Source organism: Chamaesiphon minutus PCC 6605, assembly GCF_000317145.1.
GTDB classification, from domain to species: domain Bacteria; phylum Cyanobacteriota; class Cyanobacteriia; order Cyanobacteriales; family Chamaesiphonaceae; genus Chamaesiphon; species Chamaesiphon minutus.
Window position 1 is genome coordinate 1,373,331 of sequence record NC_019697.1, and the last position, 21,756, is coordinate 1,395,086.

General features: G+C 48.7%; 19 protein-coding genes, 2 tRNA genes, 3 rRNA genes and 1 pseudogene. 12 read left to right on the forward strand and 13 right to left on the reverse strand.

Annotated elements, in window-relative coordinates; all coding sequences use genetic code 11:
* Positions 1-15 precede the first annotated feature (15 nt).
* Positions 16-144, reverse strand: coding sequence for a hypothetical protein (locus CHA6605_RS36090; RefSeq protein WP_269744566.1), 129 nt, complete (start codon positions 142-144; stop codon positions 16-18).
* Positions 145-443: 299 nt separating this feature from the next.
* On the opposite strand from CHA6605_RS36090, the gene CHA6605_RS06305 reads away from it, so the two are divergent.
* Entirely contained in the window at positions 444-1,433 is a 990-nt protein-coding gene (locus CHA6605_RS06305; RefSeq protein ID WP_015158670.1) for an IS110 family RNA-guided transposase, read from the forward strand.
* 13 nt (positions 1,434-1,446) lie between these two features.
* Positions 1,447-1,566: pseudogene (locus tag CHA6605_RS37110) on the forward strand (GNAT family N-acetyltransferase); the annotation flags it as partial.
* A gap of 173 nt (positions 1,567-1,739) precedes the next feature.
* Here CHA6605_RS37110 and CHA6605_RS06310 read toward each other — a convergent pair.
* Positions 1,740-3,146 carry a CHAT domain-containing protein gene (locus tag CHA6605_RS06310; RefSeq protein WP_015158672.1) on the reverse strand — a complete coding sequence of 469 codons (1,407 nt, stop codon included), beginning with the start codon at positions 3,144-3,146 and terminating at the stop codon, positions 1,740-1,742.
* A gap of 288 nt (positions 3,147-3,434) precedes the next feature.
* Positions 3,435-3,665, reverse strand: coding sequence for a hypothetical protein (locus CHA6605_RS06315; RefSeq protein ID WP_157259859.1), 231 nt, complete (start codon positions 3,663-3,665; stop codon positions 3,435-3,437).
* Between the two features lie 553 nt (positions 3,666-4,218).
* Here CHA6605_RS06315 and CHA6605_RS06320 point away from each other — a divergent pair.
* The 7 genes from CHA6605_RS06320 (at position 4,219) to CHA6605_RS06350 (ending at position 11,664) form a co-directional block, all read left to right on the forward strand.
* Positions 4,219-5,705 (forward strand): 16S ribosomal RNA (locus CHA6605_RS06320).
* A gap of 123 nt (positions 5,706-5,828) precedes the next feature.
* Positions 5,829-5,902: transfer RNA gene (locus tag CHA6605_RS06325), tRNA-Ile, on the forward strand.
* 62 nt (positions 5,903-5,964) lie between these two features.
* Positions 5,965-6,037: transfer RNA gene (locus tag CHA6605_RS06330), tRNA-Ala, on the forward strand.
* Between the two features lie 253 nt (positions 6,038-6,290).
* Positions 6,291-9,181 (forward strand): 23S ribosomal RNA (locus CHA6605_RS06335).
* Between the two features lie 65 nt (positions 9,182-9,246).
* Positions 9,247-9,364 (forward strand): 5S ribosomal RNA (rrf, locus tag CHA6605_RS06340).
* Together the 16S, 23S and 5S rRNA genes with 2 tRNA genes alongside form the textbook arrangement of a ribosomal RNA operon.
* A 242-nt stretch (positions 9,365-9,606) precedes the next feature.
* Positions 9,607-10,845: a bifunctional ornithine acetyltransferase/N-acetylglutamate synthase gene (gene argJ / locus CHA6605_RS06345; RefSeq protein ID WP_041548827.1), complete on the forward strand. Its 1,239-nt coding sequence runs from the start codon at positions 9,607-9,609 to the stop codon at positions 10,843-10,845.
* Positions 10,846-11,082: 237 nt separating this feature from the next.
* Positions 11,083-11,664, forward strand: a complete 582-nt coding sequence (locus CHA6605_RS06350; RefSeq protein WP_015158675.1) for a DUF2939 domain-containing protein — start codon at positions 11,083-11,085, stop codon at positions 11,662-11,664.
* A gap of 64 nt (positions 11,665-11,728) precedes the next feature.
* Here CHA6605_RS06350 and CHA6605_RS06355 read toward each other — a convergent pair whose 3' ends face one another.
* A complete protein-coding gene (locus tag CHA6605_RS06355; RefSeq protein WP_157259862.1) occupies positions 11,729-12,250 on the reverse strand; it encodes a hypothetical protein in 522 nt (173 codons plus the stop codon).
* 247 nt (positions 12,251-12,497) lie between these two features.
* Between CHA6605_RS06355 and cobU the strand changes: the two genes are divergently transcribed.
* The 3 genes from cobU (at position 12,498) to CHA6605_RS06370 (ending at position 14,043) form a co-directional block, all read left to right on the forward strand.
* The gene (cobU, locus tag CHA6605_RS06360; RefSeq protein ID WP_015158676.1) at positions 12,498-13,118 is read left to right on the forward strand and encodes a bifunctional adenosylcobinamide kinase/adenosylcobinamide-phosphate guanylyltransferase; all 621 of its coding nucleotides are present in this window, start codon (positions 12,498-12,500) and stop codon (positions 13,116-13,118) included.
* Positions 13,119-13,272: 154 nt separating this feature from the next.
* Positions 13,273-13,845 carry a peptide deformylase gene (gene def, locus CHA6605_RS06365; RefSeq protein WP_015158677.1) on the forward strand — a complete coding sequence of 191 codons (573 nt, stop codon included), beginning with the start codon at positions 13,273-13,275 and terminating at the stop codon, positions 13,843-13,845.
* Positions 13,846-13,854: 9 nt separating this feature from the next.
* Positions 13,855-14,043, forward strand: a complete 189-nt coding sequence (locus CHA6605_RS06370; RefSeq protein ID WP_015158678.1) for a hypothetical protein — start codon at positions 13,855-13,857, stop codon at positions 14,041-14,043.
* Positions 14,044-14,170: 127 nt separating this feature from the next.
* On the opposite strand, the gene CHA6605_RS06375 is transcribed toward CHA6605_RS06370, so the two are convergent.
* The 9 genes from CHA6605_RS06375 to CHA6605_RS06410 form a co-directional block, all read right to left on the reverse strand.
* On the reverse strand, positions 14,171-14,578 hold the full coding sequence (locus tag CHA6605_RS06375) for a hypothetical protein (RefSeq protein WP_015158679.1): 408 nt from the start codon (positions 14,576-14,578) through the stop codon (positions 14,171-14,173).
* A 261-nt stretch (positions 14,579-14,839) separates the two neighbouring features.
* Positions 14,840-15,655 carry a HEAT repeat domain-containing protein gene (locus CHA6605_RS06380; RefSeq protein WP_015158680.1) on the reverse strand — a complete coding sequence of 272 codons (816 nt, stop codon included), beginning with the start codon at positions 15,653-15,655 and terminating at the stop codon, positions 14,840-14,842.
* A gap of 293 nt (positions 15,656-15,948) precedes the next feature.
* Positions 15,949-16,437, reverse strand: coding sequence for a phycocyanin subunit alpha (gene cpcA, locus CHA6605_RS06385; RefSeq protein WP_015158681.1), 489 nt, complete (start codon positions 16,435-16,437; stop codon positions 15,949-15,951).
* Positions 16,438-16,504: 67 nt separating this feature from the next.
* Entirely contained in the window at positions 16,505-17,023 is a 519-nt protein-coding gene (locus CHA6605_RS06390) for a phycocyanin subunit beta (RefSeq protein WP_015158682.1), read from the reverse strand.
* 229 nt (positions 17,024-17,252) lie between these two features.
* Complete coding sequence (locus tag CHA6605_RS33735) at positions 17,253-17,423, reverse strand: hypothetical protein (RefSeq protein ID WP_157259865.1); 171 nt, start codon at positions 17,421-17,423, stop codon at positions 17,253-17,255.
* Between the two features lie 44 nt (positions 17,424-17,467).
* A complete protein-coding gene (locus tag CHA6605_RS06395; protein ID WP_015158683.1) occupies positions 17,468-17,689 on the reverse strand; it encodes a lipopolysaccharide assembly protein LapA domain-containing protein in 222 nt (73 codons plus the stop codon).
* Between the two features lie 196 nt (positions 17,690-17,885).
* A complete protein-coding gene (locus tag CHA6605_RS06400) occupies positions 17,886-18,374 on the reverse strand; it encodes an NADAR family protein (RefSeq protein ID WP_051039004.1) in 489 nt (162 codons plus the stop codon).
* 55 nt (positions 18,375-18,429) lie between these two features.
* Positions 18,430-19,860 (reverse strand): phosphoglucomutase/phosphomannomutase family protein, encoded by a 1,431-nt coding sequence (locus tag CHA6605_RS06405; RefSeq protein ID WP_015158685.1) that lies wholly within the window; start codon positions 19,858-19,860, stop codon positions 18,430-18,432.
* Positions 19,861-20,004: 144 nt separating this feature from the next.
* Positions 20,005-21,219, reverse strand: coding sequence for a bifunctional cobalt-precorrin-7 (C(5))-methyltransferase/cobalt-precorrin-6B (C(15))-methyltransferase (locus CHA6605_RS06410; protein ID WP_015158686.1), 1,215 nt, complete (start codon positions 21,217-21,219; stop codon positions 20,005-20,007).
* Between the last annotated feature and the right edge of the window lie 537 nt (positions 21,220-21,756).

Genomic DNA, 21,756 nt, shown 5'->3' on the forward strand with positions numbered 1-21,756 from the left:
TGGAGACCCGCCACTTTACCTCGCTCCAGCCTCGATCGCTACCACCTCTGCCCCGAACCACTCGGCCAACCGTTCGACGCGCACGTTCGCGCTAATCGTAGAGCCACAGATCGCATCCAGATTGAGTTTTCCCCAAATTCGCACTCGATCGGATGAAAGATGCTGGCATGTCGATTCTCCCTTGGAGCAACTGAGCCGACGAAAACGTCGTCTAAAAGATGAAAGAAACTTTTATAGGACACGGATAAGCGATTATCCTAGATCTGTGTTCTGACAGTTAAGACCGAAGCCTCAATGGTGCGATAGCAGCCCGAAAAGGAGCATGGTTCTGAGATCTGTGGTAATAAAATTGGCGAAGGAGCAATCATCCTATCCCGTTTAGAAGACTTTATAGCGACCCGCTCAGGTCAGAGCACCTATTCTTCACCCAAAAGGAGAGAAAAATGGTTAAACCAAAAGTAGAGCCGGAACTAAAGAGAGTTCATCCCCAAGCAGCAGGAATAGACATTGGAGCGTCAGAACATTGGGTCAGCATCCCCAGCGAACTAGATCCAGAGCCAGTGCGGAAGTTTAGCTGTTTCACAGCAGATCTTTACGCCATTGCTCAATGGCTCAAGTCGAGAGGAATCACCACAGTAGTAATGGAATCAACCGGAGTATATTGGATTCCCCTCTTCCAAATACTCGAAACCAGTGGATTAGAAGTCCGACTGGTAAATGCTCACTTTGTCAAGACAGTGCCTGGGCGCAAGAGTGATGTCTTGGATTGTCAGTGGCTTCAAAAGTTACACAGCTATGGATTACTATCTGGTTCATTTCGTCCAGACGACCAAATCTGTGTATTTCGTAGCTACATTCGACAGCGAGACAGTCTGACCAAAAGTGCCAGCGTTCATATTCAGCGGATGCAAAAAGCCTTAACACAGATGAATGTGCAACTGCATCGAGTGGTGAGTGATATCACTGGCGTAACTGGCATGGCAATTATTCGAGCCATTGTCGCTGGGGAACGTGACCCACAGCAGCTAGCCGCATTAAAAGATCCTCGCGCTAAACGCAGTACCGCAGAAATCGCCGCCGCCTTAGTTGGTGATTACCGAGTCGAGCATCTGTTTGTACTCAAACAAGAGTTGAATGTTAATCGCGCCGCCAATGCTTTTCGGATTGCTGCTCAATCTTTGGCTAACAGTCGGACGGCTTTGGGTGGGTTCTATCGCCGGATTCGCTCTCGTTCGGGTGCGCCGATTGCGATTACTGCAACAGCGCATAAATTAGCGCGGATTTTTTACCACTTGTGGACGACTGGTGAAGATTTTGTTGCTGCTGGCGTTGATGCTTATGAGCAGCAATATCAACAACGGATCGTCAAACATCTCAAACAACGGGCGAAGCAAATGGGCTTCGATCTAGTTCCTGAGCCAACTGTGAATTGAGTTTCTTAGAAGAGGCTTCGCCAACGCGATGGTCGAGACTGGCGGCGATCCCGGTCATTTCCCAGCACGTCATACTTATGAAAAGGTCGGCTTCGAGCTATTACCAATTGCTAGATACTTCAAGAAACTCTAGCTCGGCAGTTACGAACGCGCCATTTTGTTTCCAGTGCGATGATATTTTTGCACGTTGCCGCCCAGCCAGTTGTTAATCCTTAGTCCAGTAGAAAAATAGTCAATGCAGCAGTTTGGGATCGGGGTTGATTTGTATCGCCAGTCGTTTGGCACAAGTAACATTTTTACTCGCGCTTACCAGGGATTGCCGATCGTGGTAAAAGCTGCCCAGTAGTAAGGATGGGACAAATCCAGATCCTGTGACGATTGTAACTCCGATGGTAAGCCACCCCGCGCGCGCCGATCGATCGAACTATTGCTCAATTTTAAATTCCCCTTCAACATCGCAATCTGCGTGCTGCGTAACGCATTGGATTTGACTGGCGCAGTTTTCAACTGCTGATAAAACTCCGACATCAGCACCAGCGTACCCACATCATCCACCGCCCATAGACTAGCAACTACCGCCTTTGCCCCCGACTGTACCGCCAATCCGGCAAACCCCAACTCGGCATTGGGCGTACCCAATGCCGTCCGACAGGCACTCAGTACCAGTAACTGCACCGCAGGCTTATCCAGGCGTAAATCGCGAACTCGATCTAATTGTAAGCGTCGATCCCAAAACTGAATATAAGAATCCTGCACCGCTTTGGCCGAGATATCTGCATGAGTGGCTAGATGCACGATGCCATAAGGAGTCTGCGCTCGAGCCTGCTGAAATCGATTTAAGGTAAATGCCTCATTTAATAATACTCGTCCCGACCAGGAGCCTTGCTGGGTAATCGTTGCCAATTCCACAGGCACCGCTGGCAATTGGGTGTTATTGGTGAACTTGGCCGCACCCATGGCTAACACCTGCAATCCTGGTAATGTCTTCGATTGTCGATCCAATAAATTAAAAGCGGGAATGATTGCTAAATTATAACGTTCGACCAAAAACTGCCGTCCATCGTGCAATGCTGCTAATGGCAATCCTCGTAAACCCGTACCCAAACAAAACAAAATTGTCTTAATTTTGCGTGCTGTCAATTCTGCGGTAATGGGCTGAATCATCCAGCGATCGAGTTGTTGAGCTGGCGGTAAATATTCACTATTAGTAGTTTGGGGATTGATAATATTCCGGCGCAGAGTTTTGGCGACTACGGGGAGAGTTTTGGCATTAGCATCCTTGACTATTTTATGAATGGGCTTTCCTTGTGCGGAAACCAAAATTAGATGTAAGGCATTGGGCAGTGGTACGGCATAGAGTAATGCCGACTTAGTGTTTGTGGCTCTATCGATCTGTGCTAATTTTTGTTGAATTTCTGGTAATTCAAAATATTGTGATTTAAATTTCCCCTCATAATAAGCTTCATATTGATATTGCCAACCTAATTCTACTTGCCGCACGGCAGCTACTAAATCTTGCCGATCGAGCGATCGTTGCAAATTTTGCCTATTTATAGGCTGTGGCTTCGGTCTAGCTATCTTTGCCAGCCGCAGATCTGCGGCTGGTGGCATGGCAGTTAGCACAGGCATAGACCAGATCCAGCCACTGCTAGAAATCGTCATCCCAATACATACAATCGCTAGAAATCTCCAGATGAATATTTTCTGCTTCATGGACATTTTGAAGTTTGCTAGAGGGAGAAGGGAAAACTGAGAGACTGGGGGCAAGAAATAGTAGCCTAATTTCTGCCTTCTATTACTAGCGTAGCCCCGATCGCGATCGAGGTAACTATTAATTTGACCAGATCGATCGGCTCCACGTTCGGAATTTTGGGTTTATGCAGGTGCGATCGATCTGGTTTAGAAATTTTTTAGCGATCTAGAACATGTCGCTAAAAATGGCTCGACTGGGTTTGCCAGTCGAGCGATATTAATCAGTTTGACATCGTTGGACTTCTTGGGTTAATAGCTCTCGGTAGTCGGCTGCTTTGCAGAAGCGAAGTAGCTGCTATTTGCATGGCTCTGCTTGCTAAGGGAGAAATCTCTGCCATGACTAGCTCGATCGAGCGATCCACAATCTCGATCGTCAAAAACAGGTATGAGTAAGACGCAGCGGCGGGCTGAGAAGAAACTTGGGCAGTCGGCACGATCGAGAATTCTTGTGGGGCTAGTGGTAGATCGAATCGTTCTCAAGAGCCGCTACTCTTTACTCAGACAGCTAAGGAATCGACGATCTCCAGTTCACAACTGTTGCAGATAGTTGACCCGATCGAAGCTCTGCTTGAGTGTGAGAATTAAGATAAGCAATAACTTCGTACTGAGATCGCTATCTTACTGCTTCGCTTCGGTAATAACTTGAAATTTGGTAGCAACTGACTCTTCGCTGCCTGACTACCAGTTAACTTTTCACGACTAATTAATGTCCAACATCCACCACCGAGCCAATTTGAAGGTCTGCGCTCGAAATCATTGGAGAAATTTAGACAAAAGTGTTGACATTCAAAATTGACTGGGTTATACTAGCAAAGCGGTCGAAAAAAAACCGACGCCGAAGCGGTGAAAGCCACTCTGGTAGCCGAATATTTCGACCCTGAACCTAGACAACTATATAGTTTGAAAGCCTATTCAACCTCGTTAATTTCGTTAACACGATTATAACAGGTCTTTCTGGAAACGGAAAGGCCAGACGAGTAATAAGTCTTAAAAAGATTACAACCGAGCCGATCTTAGATGGCTCTCACATAATATTATGGAGAGTTTGATCCTGGCTCAGGATGAACGCTGGCGGTATGCCTAACACATGCAAGTCGAACGGTGTCTTCGGACATAGTGGCGGACGGGTGAGTAACGCGTGAGAATCTGCCTTCAGGACGGGGACAACAGTTGGAAACGACTGCTAATACCCGATGTGACGAAAGTTGAAAGATTTATCGCCTGAAGATGAGCTCGCGTCAGATTAGCTAGATGGTGTGGTAAAGGCGCACCATGGCGACGATCTGTAGCTGGTCTGAGAGGATGAGCAGCCACACTGGGACTGAGACACGGCCCAGACTCCTACGGGAGGCAGCAGTGGGGAATTTTCCGCAATGGGCGCAAGCCTGACGGAGCAATACCGCGTGAGGGAGGAAGGCTCTTGGGTCGTAAACCTCTTTTCTTAGGGAAGAACAAAATGACGGTACCTAAGGAATCAGCATCGGCTAACTCCGTGCCAGCAGCCGCGGTAATACGGAGGATGCAAGCGTTATCCGGAATGATTGGGCGTAAAGCGTCCGTAGGTGGTTTTGTAAGTCCGTGGTTAAAGCGCGAAGCTTAACTTCGTAAGGGCCATGGAAACTACAAGACTTGAGTAAAGTAGGGGTAGAGGGAATTCCCAGTGTAGCGGTGAAATGCGTAGAGATTGGGAAGAACACCGGTGGCGAAAGCGCTCTACTGGACTTAAACTGACACTGAGGGACGAAAGCTAGGGGAGCGAAAGGGATTAGATACCCCTGTAGTCCTAGCCGTAAACGATGGATACTAGGTGTTGCCCGTATCGACCCGGGCAGTGCCGTAGCTAACGCGTTAAGTATCCCGCCTGGGGAGTACGCACGCAAGTGTGAAACTCAAAGGAATTGACGGGGGCCCGCACAAGCGGTGGAGTATGTGGTTTAATTCGATGCAACGCGAAGAACCTTACCAGGGCTTGACATGTCTGGAATTTCTGCGAAAGTAGAAAGTGCCTTCGGGAACCAGAACACAGGTGGTGCATGGCTGTCGTCAGCTCGTGTCGTGAGATGTTGGGTTAAGTCCCGCAACGAGCGCAACCCTCGTTTTTAGTTGCCATCATTAAGTTGGGCACTCTAGAAAGACTGCCGGTGACAAACCGGAGGAAGGTGGGGATGACGTCAAGTCAGCATGCCCCTTACGCCCTGGGCTACACACGTACTACAATGCTATGGACAAAGAGCAGCCAACTGGCGACAGTGCGCTAATCTCATAAACCATGGCTCAGTTCAGATTGCAGGCTGCAACTCGCCTGCATGAAGGCGGAATCGCTAGTAATCGCAGGTCAGCATACTGCGGTGAATCCGTTCCCGGGCCTTGTACACACCGCCCGTCACACCATGGGAGTTGGTCACGCCCGAAGTCGTTACTCTAACCGCAAGGAAGAGGACGCCGAAGGTAGGGCTGATGACTGGGGTGAAGTCGTAACAAGGTAGCCGTACCGGAAGGTGTGGCTGGATCACCTCCTTTTAGGGAGACCTCACACTATCGATACCGAAACACAACGGATTAAGTACGATAGATGTCATCCCAAGGTCGAGCGTTTTTAGCGAGAGGGCTTTCAAACTTTATATTCTAGTTCAGCTAGCTCTTGGGCTATTAGCTCAGTTGGTTAGAGCGCACCCCTGATAAGGGTGAGGTCCCCAGTTCAAGTCCGGGATAGCCCACTTATCATCTAGCAGATAATTAAACACCAGACCTTAAGTGTGGGTATTAATTAAATGAACTAGGGGGTTTAGCTCAGTTGGTAGAGCGCCTGCTTTGCAAGCAGGATGTCAGCGGTTCGAGTCCGCTAACCTCCATCTGTTACAAGACAGAACGCCAGCTTATCTAGAATATATCTGCAAACATCGGAACTGATTTCAGCACCTACTAATCAAGAGTAGTCTGCTGGACTCACAAGTCCAGTTCGCACCTTGACAACTGCATAATAATCAACAGTCAGGTAGTCGTAATTAAACATTACAGACAATCCAAAACAAATCATAGAAACTTGTGACTTAAGTTTTAGGTAAGACTAATTTATTAGTCGAACTGAAGGCTGGTCAACAAAGTGGTCAAGCTACAAAGGGCTTACGGTGGATACCTAGGCATACAGAGGCGATGAAGGACGTAGTTACCGACGAAACGTCTCGGGGAGCTGGCAGCAGGCTTAGATCCGAGAATCTCCGAATGGGGCAACCCTAAATACTGCTACCTGAATCTATAGGGTAGAAAGAGCTAACCCAGCGAATTGAAACATCTTAGTAGCTGGAGGAAGAGAAAGCAAAAGCGATTCCCCAAGTAGCGGCGAGCGAAACGGGAACAGCCTAAACCAGAGTGCATGCACTCTGGGGTTGTGGGACAGTAACGTGTATCGACAAGATTAGACGAAGCACCCGAACAGTGCATCACAGAGGGTGATAATCCCGTAGTCAAAAATCGAAGCGAGCTAACTGAATCCCGAGTAGGCCGGAGCACGTGGAATTCCGGTTGAATCAGCGAGGACCATCTCGTAAGGCTAAATACTCCTGTATGACCGATAGTGAACCAGTACCGCGAGGGAAAGGTGAAAAGAACCCCGGAAGGGGAGTGAAATAGAACATGAAACCGTAAGCCTACAAGCAATGGGAGACCGATTTAACGGTTGACCGTGTGCCTGTTGAAGAATGAGCCGGCGACTTATAGGTACTGGCAGGTTAAAGTTTACAAACTGTAGCCAAAGCGAAAGCGAGTCTGAATAGGGCGTTAATTGTCAGTATTTATAGACCCGAACCCTGGTGATCTAACCATGGTCAGGATGAAGCTTGGGTAACACCAAGTGGAGGTCCGAACCGACTGATGTTGAAAAATCAGCGGATGAATTGTGGTTAGCGGTGAAATGCCAATCGAACTAGGAGCTAGCTGGTTCTCCCCGAAATATGTTGAGGCATAGCGGTAATGATTATAGTCTGGGGGTAAAGCACTATTTCGGTGCGGGCGGAGAAATCTGTACCAAATCGAGATAAACTCTGAATACCAGATGCACACATTGCCAGTCAGACGGTGGGGGATAAGCTTCATCGTCAAGAGGGAAACAGCCCAGACCATCAGCTAAGGTCCCCAAGTTATTGCTAAGTGATTAAGGAGGTGGGGTTGCACAGACAACCAGGAGGTTTGCCTAGAAGCAGCCACCCTTGAAAGAGTGCGTAATAGCTCACTGGTCAAGCGATCCTGCGCCGAAAATGAACGGGGCTAAGCAATACACCGAAGCTATGGACTTGTATTTATACAAGTGGTAGGGGAGCGTTCCATGTTAGGTTGAAGCCGTAGCGGCAAGCAGCGGTGGACGAAATGGAAGTGAGAATGTCGGCTTGAGTAGCGCAAATGTGAGTGAGAATCTCACAGCCCGAAATCCTCAGGATTCCTTCGGCAGGCTCGTCCGCGAAGGGTTAGTCGGGACCTAAGGCGAGGCCGAAAGGCGTAGTCGATGGACAACGGTTTAATATTACCGTACCGTTAATTGTTGGTACAGAGGGACGGAGAAGGTCGTCACCAGCCAGAGATTGGTTGTTCTGGTGCAACTGTTCGAGGTGTTGAGAGTCGGTGAAAACGACTCGAGCTAAGACAGGAGTCCGGCGAGCTACGGCTCGTTAGTGGTCGAGATCCCGCTTCCAAGAAAAGCTCTAACTACCATAAGCAATTAACGCCCGTACCGGAAACCGACACAGGTGGGATGGTTGAGAATACCAAGGGCCGCGAGATAACTCTCTCTAAGGAACTCGGCAAAATAGCCCCGTAACTTCGGGAGAAGGGGTGCCCATAGCAATATGGGTCGCAGTGAAGAGTCCCAGGCGACTGTTTACCAAAAACACAGGTCTCCGCTAACTCGTAAGAGGAAATATGGGGGCTGACGCCTGCCCAGTGCCGGAAGGTTAAGGAAGTCGGTCAGAAAGCAATTTTGAAGCTGGCGACTGAAGCCCCGGTGAACGGCGGCCGTAACTATAACGGTCCTAAGGTAGCGAAATTCCTTGTCAGGTAAGTTCTGACCCGCACGAAAGGCGTAACGATCTGGGAGCTGTCTCGGAGAGAGACTCGGCGAAATAGGATTGTCTGTGAAGATACGGACTGCCTGCACCTGGACAGAAAGACCCTATGAAGCTTTACTATAGCCTGGCATTGTGTTCGGGCTTCGCTTGCGCAGGATAGGTGGGAGACGTTGAAGCAGTCCTTGTGGGGATTGTGGAGTCATCAGTGAGATACCACTCTGGCGAGGCTAGAATTCTAACGGTTGCCCGTTACCCGGGAACCGGACAGTTTCAGGTGGGTAGTTTGACTGGGGCGGTCGCCTCCTAAATTGTAACGGAGGCGCGCAAAGGTTCTCTTAGATTGGTTGGAAATCAATCGTTAAGTGTAAAGGCAGAAGAGAGCTTGACTGCAACACCAACAAGTGGAGCAGGTACGAAAGTAGGCCTTAGTGATCCGACGGTACTGAATGGAAGGGCCGTCGCTCAACGGATAAAAGTTACTCTAGGGATAACAGGCTGATCTCCCCCAAGAGTTCACATCGACGGGGAGGTTTGGCACCTCGATGTCGGCTCGTCGCAACCTGGGGCGGAAGTACGTCCCAAGGGTTGGGCTGTTCGCCCATTAAAGCGGTACGTGAGCTGGGTTCAGAACGTCGTGAGACAGTTCGGTCCATATCCGGTGCAGGCGCAAGAGTATTGAGAGGATTCCTCCTTAGTACGAGAGGACCGGGAGGAACGCACCGCTGGTGTACCTGTTATCGTGCCAACGGTAAACGCAGGGTAGCTATGTGCGGAGTGGATAACCGCTGAAAGCATCTAAGTGGGAAGCCCACCTCAAGATGAGTACTCTCACTACATAAGTAGGTAAGGTCACGGGCAGAACACCCGTTAATAGGCTCTAGATGGAAGTCCAGTAATGGATGCAGTCGAGGAGTACTAACAGACCGAGGGCTTGACCTCTAACGCTATGATTTGAATCTGTTGATGATTATGCAGTCTTCAAGGTGTGCAGCAATGTACACCTGCTTGGTGTCTATGGCCGAGTGGAACCACACCGATCCCTTCCCGAACTCGGAGGTGAAACGCTCGCGCGGCCACGATAGTTGGGGGGTTGCCCCCCGCAAAAATAGCTCGATGCCAAGCTTAATACTCAACTCAGATGCTCTAGTAGTAATACTAGGGCTTCTTTGTGTTTATTAGAATCAGAACTTGAGGGCGTTCGTCATTTTTACCTGATTTGGGACGGACTCAGGCCATATAACGAATACAGATAAGTAACTTTGTAAACTAGGTTGGCTATTCAGCTCCAAAAGTACTCAATTCATGCAGACCCAATACCTAATTCTAGTATGCTGATAAATGGTACTGCTAACTGAATGACTGATATGGACTGGCGCGAAATTTCTGGGGGAGTAACGGCACCGAGAGGCTTTAGAGCGGCGGGGATTACTGCGGGGTTGAAAGCCTCTGGGTTGCCAGATTTAGCATTGATTTTGTCTGACGTGGATGCGATCGCGGCTGGAGTATTTACAACCAGTCAGGTACGAGCTGCTTGTGTGGAATATTGTCGCCAACAACTGGCGGTCAAGCCTAGTGCCCGTGCGATTCTCTGCAATTCGGGACAGGCTAATGCGGCCACTGGTGAGGGTGGTTGGGAAGATGCGATCGCTAGTGCTAATAGTCTGGCTGGTGCCCTCAACCTCGCTCCAGAAGCGGTCTTATTGGCTTCGACTGGGGTAATCGGTCAACGAATCAAAATGGATGCCTTAATTGCGGGAATTCCGCGTTTGGTGGCAGCGGCAGCTCCCGATGGAGGAGATACTGCGGCGAAGGCGATTATGACGACAGATTTGGTGAGTAAATCGATCGCGCTCGAAATGACGCTTGGCGATCGGGTAGTGCGGATGGGTGGGATGGCGAAGGGTTCGGGGATGATTCACCCGAATATGGCGACGTTACTGGCTTTTGTGACCTGCGATGCGGCAGTATCGACCACATTGTGGCAGCAAATGCTCGGTCGCGCTGCGGATAAGAGTTTCAATCAAATTACTGTCGATGGCGATACTAGTACTAACGACACCCTGATTGCGTTGGCGAATGGGGAATCGCGCACGCCTGCGATCGTCCAACCTGGCGTGGAGGCAGATAAATTGGAAGCGATGCTGACTGCGGTGTGTCAGTATCTAGCTAAATCGATTGCGCGGGATGGTGAAGGTGCTACTTGTCTGATTGAAGTCCAGGTATCGGGAACGCTAACCGATCGCGAGGCGCGGCAAATTGCCCGCGAGATTGCCGGATCTTCGCTGCTCAAAGCCGCAGTGTTCGGGCACGATCCCAACTGGGGACGGATTGCGATGGCGGCTGGTAAGGCTGGCGTGCCATTCGACCAAAATAATTTGGCGGTGAGTTTGGGCGAAATTCAGCTTATGGCGAACGGTCAGCCGTTGGCATTCGATCGAGTGGCGGCGAGTAATTATCTTAAAGCGGCAAGTCAAGGAGAATATCTCAAAACAGATACTGTTTTAATTTCTGTATCTGTTGGCAATGGTCACGGGACGGGAATTGCTTGGGGTTGCGATTTGAGTTATGACTACGTAAAAATTAATGCTGAATATACAACTTAAATTAGCTGGGGTTGCTGAATTAAGGTATGAAAAGTTTTGAGGCTTTAGGCTCTAGGGAATTACAAGTTTCACAAAGATGGAAATCATCTACCATTCAGCAAACCCACTCAGATCGAGAGTCGATGGCGACTATCTTAAGTACTAAATCGGAGTTGCGTTGGTTGCTTCGATTTAGGCTCCAGACTATGTTAACTTTTACCTATCGAGCCAATTCGGATCTCATTAATCTAACTAGTTATGTTTGATTCTCTATCGGAGCAGCTACGCGATCGATTCAAATCTATAGAGCGAAAGACGGTAATTATTGGTGCTGCTGTTGGTGCCGGGGTAGTGGCTTTGGCTAGCGGGGGAATCTATTATGCGCCGTATTTGACGATCGATAATTTAAAAAATGCTACGGCCAATCGGAATACTGATGCTTTGTCAGAGTCGATTGATTTTCCCGCGCTGCGGATGAGTATTAAAGAAAATGTTAAAATTCAAGTATTAAAACAAATGGCTGGAGCTGAGGCCCCAACGTCAACAAAAATGACCCCCGCACAGGTGGAAAAAACGATCGATCCACTGGTAGATAAACTAGTTACACCGGAAGGAATAGAGCGATTGATGCACGATAAAATACCGGAGGCTAAAATCGATCTGAGCAATCTCGATCGAGATATGAATAAATCGGATTTGACGATGGGTTATGAATCATTCGATCGGTTTGTAGTGAGGATTACCGATAAAGTCGATCGCTCTAAAAATGTGAGCCTAATTCTCAAGCGTAGTGGATTAGGGTGGAAATTAGCGGGAATCGATATTGCTAAATTTAGTTAATCAGCGGTTCTTACATTTCGATCGCTTAATACTACTTAGATCGATCGCAACTTTCGACGATCGCTTAATCTTCTAACTTCAATCGTAAATGAACCAGATCTTCAAGAATCTGGCGAATATGTCGCTCGACTTGTTGTTTGCGCTCGGTCAAATCTTTGAGCTGTTGATATCTAGCAATTGACTGACTGACGCTCAAAATCTCCGCCATCGAACAGGATCGCGTCCATAATGCGCCATATTCATCCAATCCACACAAGCGATAACCAGCCTGGGGATCGATCGTCGTCAAAGTGTTGGCATCGACGGTTGTGTAGGGTGTAGGAATTGCTGTGCCTGTCAGATTATATTTAAAAGTGCGGGATTCTAACCATGCTGCTAAGATAGGGCCGCTCTTAGTAATTTCGGTCCGCTCTCGCTCGATGTCTTGGAGTTCTTGTTGCCATCCCACGACCATTTTAGACAGTTCTTGGAGCATGTGCGCTGCCAAAATGGGGTTAGCATCTTGACGAAGATGACTAAATTTTGGCACTTGGACTGTGGGTAGTTGAATATTCAAGTCTGAATTACGATCGATGGAGGTAGACATCTCAGATCAGTTGATAGTTGGCAGTTGCGGCACGGCTAGCACACCTGGTTCACCAGGCAATAAAACCACCCAAACCGCGCGAATCGAGTGAGTGTGACGACAAATTTTGATGAAGCTTTGCTAGACTGACAACTTCATACATAACAGACAGTAGCTTGGTGGTTGGTTCGCGTAGTGTGCGTGGAGGACAATCGCGCCATGATGTAGCAACTAGACCTCCAACTAAATTTAGATGAAGAGGATTTGAATGGATAACAGCATAACTCAATTCTCGCTCCAAACGGATACTTCCGATCGAGCCGATGCAACACCCATGAGTGTGCTCAGACAACTAATTTTAGTGACAGGTGCCGCCCGTTGTGGCAAGAGTGAATGGGCGGAGACGCTAGCGATGACTAGCGATCTGGCTGTCACATATATCGCGACAGCCACGATCGATCCGAGCGATGCTGACTGGCAAGCTAGAATCCTGCGCCATCAACAGCGGCGTCCAGCCACATGGCAGACGCTCTTGGCGGTAGAAGATCTGGCGAGTACCATCGAGCGCGCTGGGGATGCAGAGTGTCTGTTGATCGATTCGGTAGGTACTTGGGTGGCAAATTTACTCGATCGATCGGATGCGGAGTGGGCAGATCTTACTCAAACTTTATTAGCTAAGTTGTCGGGGAGTGTGGCGACGATAATTTTGGTTGCCGAAGAGACTGGCTGGGGAGTAGTCCCTGCTTATCCGAGCGGACGGCTATTTCGAGACAGGTTGGGGATGTTGAGTCGCCAGATTGGCTCGATCGCGAGTACTGTTTATTTAGTTACTGGGGGGCATGTTTTGAATTTGTCGCAATTGGGGCAGAGGTTGGGACGGGCGGACTAGGGGACTGGGGGACTGGGAGAAGTGGTGTAGAGATTGGCTCGAAATGATGATTTGGAGGTCGATCGGGGTGGCTCCTTAAAAAGCTAAATCCTGTTAAAATAGAGACAAATACCAAGATCGAGATCCTAACGTCATCGTTCGTACTCACCCGTCCATGCCAACATCAATCCTCGTTGAAAAGAAAAAATTAGCCAAGCCGCCTTTAGATATTCACTATCTAGGCGATCGCGTGTTGCGCCAACCTGCCAAACGAATTGCCAGCGTGGATGAAGAGATCCGGCGGATTATTGTGGCGATGCTCCAGACTATGTATAGTGCCGACGGCATCGGTTTAGCCGCACCCCAAGTAGGCATTCACAAACAACTAATTGTCATCGATTGCGAGCTAGATAAACCTGAAGCTCCGCCCCTAATTTTAATTAACCCGACGATTAAAAAGTACGGGAAAGCCCTCGCCAAAGACCAGGAAGGGTGCTTGAGCATTCCTGGAGTGTATTTAGATGTGCAGCGTCCAGAGACGCTTGAATTGGCGTACAGGGATGAATCCGGTCGTCCGCGCACGCTCAAAGCTGATGGCTTACTCGCCCGCGCGATCCAGCACGAGATGGATCACCTCAATGGGGTATTATTTGTCGATCGAGTCGAGAACGAACTCGCGCTCACAGAAGAACTCAAGAAAAAAGGGTTCTCATTTCAGCATGTCCAACATATCGCCCAAGGAGCATAGTCACAGTTTATGTACACCCCTTTAACTGGTATATGTTTGTTGGGAGCCTCAATTTCGGCGATTGCCGCAGTTGGTTCGGTGTTTGAACTCAGTTCTGGTACTCCCGAATTGGGCACGGCTGTTACTGGCAGCATTTTGGCGGCAACTATTCCCCTGACAGTTTTCTTATTTTTGACTGCTGTTAAAAATTCGCGTTAACGATCGAATGTCCATGATTTTAACGATCGATTTAGCTCGACCGATCGACACGAGCGATTAAAACAACTCCAAGCGGATCGAGAAAGCGATCGATCGAAATTGAGTTCTCAGACATCCTCTAAGTAGGTTATTCAAATTGTGTAGTTAGCACCATGTATTCGTCTACTTTTTTTGATGCTACTAGCGTTATAAATTCTGTCTGTGGATCGTAGCTGTCGATTATCTGTGTCATTTTCGCGGATAGCACTTCTCGCTCCCATTCATTGTTGATGAATAATTCGTTTATCAGTTTTTCTTTTGGTAAGTAGGCAAGCTCTGAATGTCCTTCAACAGATAGTGCTACTCCTCTGCCTTCTCGTTCGTATTTCTGCTTGATTTCTCTCATATCGTCCGCTCCACAGCTCGGCACTTCATCTGCGTCTCGTTCTAGATCTATCTCTCTGGTAATCATCCTCACTTTACTAACTTTGTAACGGGGGTGTCGATTTTTTTGCCAGTTTGGATCTAGTTGTTTGCGTCTTTTGGAGTCTCCCATTTTTCCCTCTTGTCTATGCTTGGATGATTCTTTGTTGTTTGTGAGTAGAGCGGCGATCCTGCGTTAGTTTCGATCCTCCGACAGGTACCGACACTTTCGATTTTAATTGGGATCGATACAAGATCCGCATGAAAACAGGCAAAATAGCTGTCAAAGGCATATAGCTAGAACTAATATTCCGTGTTCTTGATGCTGGTAGCTTTATGCTGCGGATCTTCGACCCCACTCGGCACTGGAACACCGCTGTTGCGGCGAGCTAAACTACAGCAGTTCGTCCATTAGTTGCATTACTCGGACGGCACCATCGGATAATCGATCGAATGGGGAGAGGGTAATTTGGGCTTCTAAGATGCCTTTGAGGGCGATCAGTTTGAGGCTATTTTCGGCATGGGCTTGGGAGATGGGGATAGCGGCGGGAAGATACCCAATTGCCCCCAAGTCGGACAGCAATGCCCTTCTAACTTGTAAATCGCTATTCGATAAGGCTTGAGTCAATCGATCGCCATAGACGTTATCCTGGGTGAGTTGGTACATCGCTCGCAGTGAGGCATACTTAACTCGCGGGATTGGATGTTCGAGAAATGGTTGAATTAACGGCACCGCAGCAGTCGCGCCTAATGTCCCTAATGCTTCCAAAATTGAGTCGTAAGGTTGCGAGAAATCTTCACCCTGTGGCAAGAGTCGGCCATCGCTGACGGCTACGGCTAACATCTCGACTAGGGGTGGAATACAGCTCGGATCTCCCAATGTTTCTAATGATTGTGCTGCCGCCTCGCGCACGTAAAAATCCGAGCACTGGAGACACTCAATGAGTGGGGTAACTGCTTGCCAATCTTTTAATTTTCCCAACGCTCTAGCCGCGCTGCGCCGCAGTGGATAGCCACCTTCGGGAGTCCGATCTTCTTCATCTGTTAAGGCGGCAATCAGTCCAGGAATCGCCGCTGGGTCTTCGATCCGAAATTTGCCCAACCACCAAGCGGCATATTTTCGCAATCCTAAATCTGGACTGCTCAGATTGGCGATCGCTTGTGTGGTAGTTAGTGGTGCATCCGCTTGAATTGATAATTCGTCATCCACGATCGATAGTTGGTAGTTGGTAGTTGATAGTTGATAGTTGATAGTTGATAGTTGATAGTTAGTAGAACGATCCTGGCTAATGCTATAGATTTCAGGCTGTCTAATTCGATCGGTGTCTAAGCCTACCTACTTAGTTTATAGTCGATCGGCTATGTTACTCGATCGATCGACTATAAACTAATTTACAACATCTACCAAAAAAAATTCCCGAAGTCATTTCCCCTCATCAACGCAATTGCTGATGGACGAAAACGACTTCGGGCAGGCTTGAGACTAGCTCAAAGCAGATGAGACTAGCTCAAGGAATTGATGGCATAGTCGAGGTAAGAATTAGCTTCTACAGCAGCATCGCCAGACAAACCGTGGTTGGACTTGACATACTTCAGAGCTTCGATGTACCAACTTGGGGATAAGTCGAAAGTTTTGTTGATTTCGGCCAAACCACCGAGGAGGTAATCATCCATCGGGCCAGTACCACCGACAACTAGGCAGTATGTGACCATCCGAATGTAGTAACCAATGTCGCGCACGCACTTGGCTTTACCAGTGGCGGTCGCGGCAAAGTTTGGCCCTTGCATGGTGGTGGTGTAAGGGAATTTTTGGTACACAGCATTAGCTGCACCACTTGCTAAGGAATCCGCTTTTTCGGTTAAACCTTTAGCTGCTGCCAAGCTAGCTGCGGCTTGACGAAAACGACCGAATGCTACTTGGAATTCGGTGCTGCTCAAAAAGCGACCTTGGGAATCAGCGGTGGCGACTGCTTCGGTTAATGGAGTTTTCATGACTGGTTCTAAATCTTTACAATGAATGGTTGGAGAACTGGAGCAATTAATTGGTGTCAATTAATGTTTAACCAACTGCTGCGGCAGCGCGATCGAAGTAACCTGCAACTTCAGACATCAGCGCGCTACAATCGCCGTTGGTGATGCCGTTTTTGTCAGCAGCAATGGCAATCGCGGCGTCTTTCATTTTTTGAACGCCAGCAGCGACTGAAGATCCAGGAGTACCCAGTGCGAGGTAAGTTTCGCGTAAACCATTCAAACAACGGTCGTCGAGTACGGAAGCATCGCCAGCGAAGATCGCGTAAGTGACGTAGCGTAAGATGATTTCCATGTCGCGCAAGCAAGCTGCCATGCGGCGGCTGGTGTAGGCGTTACCACCTGGTGCAATCAGGTTGGGTTGCTCGGCAAATAGCGCGCGTGCTGCGTTAGCGACGATGGTGGAGGAGTTGGACGTGATCCGGTTGACTGTATCCATCCGTTTGTTGCCATCAGCAACCATTGCTGCTAGTGCATCTAATTGTCCGGCACTAATGTATTGACCTTGGGCGTCTGCTTGGGCGACAACCTTAGAAAATCCGTCTAACATATATTTAATCCTTTTATTCCGTTTAATAGTTTTTGCGAGTCTATTTATCTGCTGAGGTTTGGCTCTTAGCCTTACACAGCTCGATCGACTGGGGAAAAATCTCGTATTACAAGCCAGCATTTACTAGCTGGCATTTGGTAACTACGACTACCTATTACCTTAAATTTATACAATGTTATTTGCGCTGTGATTTTTTTTCGTTCGTCTTTGTCACAAACGTTAACATTCTCTACCTGTAAAGGTTATAAGCTTTGCAAGTGGTATCATAGTTACACCACTTTTGAGTGGGTAGATGGTAGGGAGTAGGGAGCTGTTCTCGATCGATACTGGATATGACGAAGTTGCGATCGATCTGCGCTCCCCCTTGGGGATCTGGAACTGATGCAGATCGGTATGCCAAAATAATTTATATTTAGATGCGCTGGCTATTTCTGGCACAGCGAACTATTTTCGATCGACAGTGGTGGGTTTGTTGCGAAGCAGAGGTAAGCAGCCACCGATAATCAAGCCTAGCGCGACGGCTCCAGCTAAAACTAGTCCCCACGGTAGATCGATCGATCTCCAGAATACAAACCTCAGGCTGACTAAGCTGGCATTTTGAACTGATATGAGTGCCATTACCACTACACAAGCCGCCGCGATCGTTGAAATAATTAAATTTGTCATACCGTTCTCGATTCCTACCTGTTCGCAACAGATTATTTATCTGAACTTTAACAACCATTCCTCACTCTCGATCGTCCGATCGAATATCAACTAGTTTACGGAGTTAGACAGCGAAAGTCACTGAAATATATGTCTATACTAACGCCCAAGTTTACTGGCCACTGGGGTGATGTTATAAAAAACAGCAACCACAAACTTAACGGCAGTCCAGTACAGTGCCTGGTTCGCCATCTTGAGCCAATCTTAGGGACTCCCTCACCTGCATGAGTATGCGTCCGAGCATGTTCTTGCCACTCCCGTCTCCGCCGTCACCCCAATAGTCATCATTCTCGGTATGCTCAACTACCTTGGTGTCGCCAGTTGAGAGCAACAGCGTCCGCAACTCTGGATGCTGAGTGAACTTGGCCAACACCGCCGACCGCATAATCCCGACTTTCACTGACTCCCAGTCCCGCCGAAGTTTCTGTTTACGATCCCGCCCAAGACGGGCGGCCAACATCGGAGAGTTGGCCTTGCGGATCTTCTTGCGGTATGCTTCGTCCTCGAACTTCTGCGCTTGAAAGTAGTGCTCAGATGTTGGCCACTGCTCACCATCAAGCGCGATTGGATATAGGGCGAAGTTCGAGAACTCCCCGAACTCATCGCCCACGCTGTAGAACTTAACAACACCCGCAGTGTCGGCCATCCCTGTGCCCCCCCACATCGATCGATTCATTAGATGGAAACTTTCCGCCTATCCCCTATTTAAGAGCATCGATTGCTGTTTCCATTGTCGAGGCTAGTTTATTCAACTGTTCGGCGGAATGGGTTTCGAGATAGACGCGGATTAGCGGCTCGGTACCGGAGGCGCGGAGCAGTACCCAGCTACCATCGGAGAGATAGAATTTGACGCCATCTTTACGACCGACTTCTTTGACGTCAATTCCGGCGATGTTCGTCGGTGGTTGTTCGCTATAAGTCTTCATTACCGTGTTTTTGTGAGCATTGTCTAAATGCAGATCGAGACGACGGTTGTATAATGGGCCATCGGCTTCGGCGATGACTTCGGCTACCATTTGGCTCAATGGTTTGCCTTCATACGCGATCGCTTCGGCAATTAGCATATCTGCCAGGATGCCATCTTTTTCGGGAATGTGACCGATGACGCTCAAGCCACCAGATTCTTCCCCACCGATCAAGACGGGGATTTCGCGCATCTGTTCGCCGATATATTTGAAGCCGACGGCGGTTTCGACTAAAGGGACACCATGCTTGGCGGCAAAGTTGTCTAGGAGGTGGGTAGTTGCCACGGTACGGACGATCGCGCCAGTTTTACCTTTGTTTTTAATTAAATGCTTGGCGAGGACGAGGAGGACGGTATTAGGTGTGAGAACGTTGCCTAGCTCATCGACGATCCCAAACCTGTCTGCATCGCCATCTGTGGCGACACCGAGATCGGCTTTATCCTTTTGGACTGCGGCAATCAGTTCGCCGAGGAGTTCGGCTTTGGGTTCTGGCATTCCGCCGCCGAATAATACGTCCCGCTGCATGTGGAAGGTTTCAGTCTCGCAACCGCAGTGGAGTAGTACTTTGTCTAAATATCCCCGCGAGGTGGAATACATAGCATCGAATTTAACTTTGAGCTTGGCCGATCGAATCCGCTCGACATCGAGTAGGGTATAAATAAATTTAAAATACGCTGGCTGCGGGTCGAAAGTGCTAATATTCCCAGGATGCTTGTTTTCTGGGGGTGCGTCGCTGGCACTAGCTAGATTGCCAACGATCGTATCGGTGATTTCTAAAGTTGCTGGCCCAGCATAGTCGGGGATATACTTAATTCCACAATAGGCAGCGGGATTGTGGCTGGCGGTGAACATCAGCGCACCTGCCGAATTGAGATACTTGGCGTTGAATGCAATTACTGGAGTGGGACAATCTCGATCGACTAGTTTTACCGTCCATCCCAAGTCTGCTAAAATTTCTGCGGCGGTATGGGCAAATTTATCTGCCAAAAATCGCGGATCGTAAGCGACTAATACCGGACGATCGTGACTGTAAGCCGTGCTGAGGTATGCGGCGATCGCGCGCGTTACCTTACATACGTTAGCAAAGGTAAAATCGTCTGCGATAATTCCCCGCCATCCGTCAGTCCCAAATTTAATTTGATGCGTACTGCTACTACCTGCGCTCATCATCGATCGCCTTCTTTCTTTTTGGATATCCCTGCTCTCATAACACTATCATAAGCCGGGATCTGGAATCGTTGTGTAGTTAGCAAAGCTCCGTCATCGATCTCGTATCTTGCTTAGTAAATCTGTAGGTTGAGGCCCGATCGACTATTTAAATGCTACCAACTGAGTAACTGGAATTAATGGTTTCCACCCCAGAAAACCGCCAATGTTTTGCGTGCGTTGAATGGCAATCCGGTTGAGTTCGCCACCATGTTGTTGTTGCCATCGCAATAACTCCAATTCACTTTCTACCGTTACGGCATTGGCGACCAATCTACCACCCGATCGCAATGCTGTCCAGCAGGTATCGAGTAAGCCTGGAGCCGTTACGCCACCGCCGATAAAGATGGCATCGGGAGTCGCTAAATCGGCCAAAGCTTCGGGGGCTTTGCCTTGCACGATTTGAAGGTGAGGCGTGCCCAGAGCAGACATATTATCGGTAATAAAATGCAACCGATGGGCGTGTTGCTCGATCGCGATCGCGCGACAGCGGGGATGAGAGCGCAACCATTCAATGCCGATCGAGCCGCAACCCGCGCCGACATCCCATAATAATTCTCCTGGCATGGGAGCGAGTGCGGCCAGAGCGATCGCGCGGACTTCGCGTTTGGTGATCTGCCCGTCGTGGTGAAACGCGCTCTCAGGAAGCCCTGGGAGGCGATTTAAGGGGGTTTTGTCTGCATCGATACGGCATTCGATCGCGATCGCATTCAGAGCTGCTACATCAGTTTTAGCGCGCAATCTGGCGATATCCGAACTGATGCGCTCGCGTTCGCCACCTAAGTGTTCGAGTACCGTCATCCGACTATCGCCATAGCCGCGCTGCGTCAGTAAATTTGCCACAATTTGGGGCGTATCGGCATCTGCACTCAAGACTAATAATTTGGCATTGGGGGTGAGAATAGCTGCGAGGAAATCTGGCGAACGCCCGCACAAACTCACGGTTTCCACTTCTGTCAACGTCCATCCCAAGCGGGCGCAAGCGAGGCTAAAGGTAGATGGTGCGGGGATAATCGTCATTTCCGAGATCGACACGTATCGTAGCAATGTCACGCCGATCCCGTAACAGAGCGGATCGCCGCTAGCGAGGACGCAGACCGGATTACCGCGATATTTGAGAATCGAGGCGATCGAGGATTCGATGGGCGATGCCCACACCAATTGCGGTTGAGGGCACTCGCCCAACATCGCGAGGTGACGTTTGCCACCGACGACTAGCGATGCTCGATCGATAAATCCGCGCGCACCTGGACTCAGTTCGCCCACTCCGCCCTCACCGATGCCGATAACTGATAACCATTTCTTGTTTTCGATCGCCAAGCCTAACTTCCTACGATAACTATCGATCGCTTTGGTTTAAATAGCAAACAACAGGAGTTAGATTCCGAAACCTAACTCCTAAGATATTACCATTTTGGCTGGATTTTACCATTGTTGGCGAGCGGTAGCTGAGGTTTGTATTTGAATGTAAGAGCGTGCCCAGATCCGAGCGAATAACTTTCGGGTAATATTTAGATCTGATTCGGCTTTTAAATTCACTCGATCGATAGATTTTTCGATATTAGCAAATCTATAAATCTTTCTATCGGCTGTAATGCTCTTAATAAATCGGTATTTTTGTGCCGTTATATATATGAGGTGCGATTCACGAGCTTTAATTTAGTATTTTTCATATAATAAAAGAGCATTCACACTAACTGGCGATCGAATAACAATAGAATCTGCTAGAGCTAAAGTGTCTCTGGAGAGATGTTAGACGCTGGCGATCCGAACTCGTCTGGTGGATTTAGACAAAGGCTAGGATTGAAGATTCTGGCAGGGCGATTTTACACTTTCGATCTTGAATTGCTTCGGTCG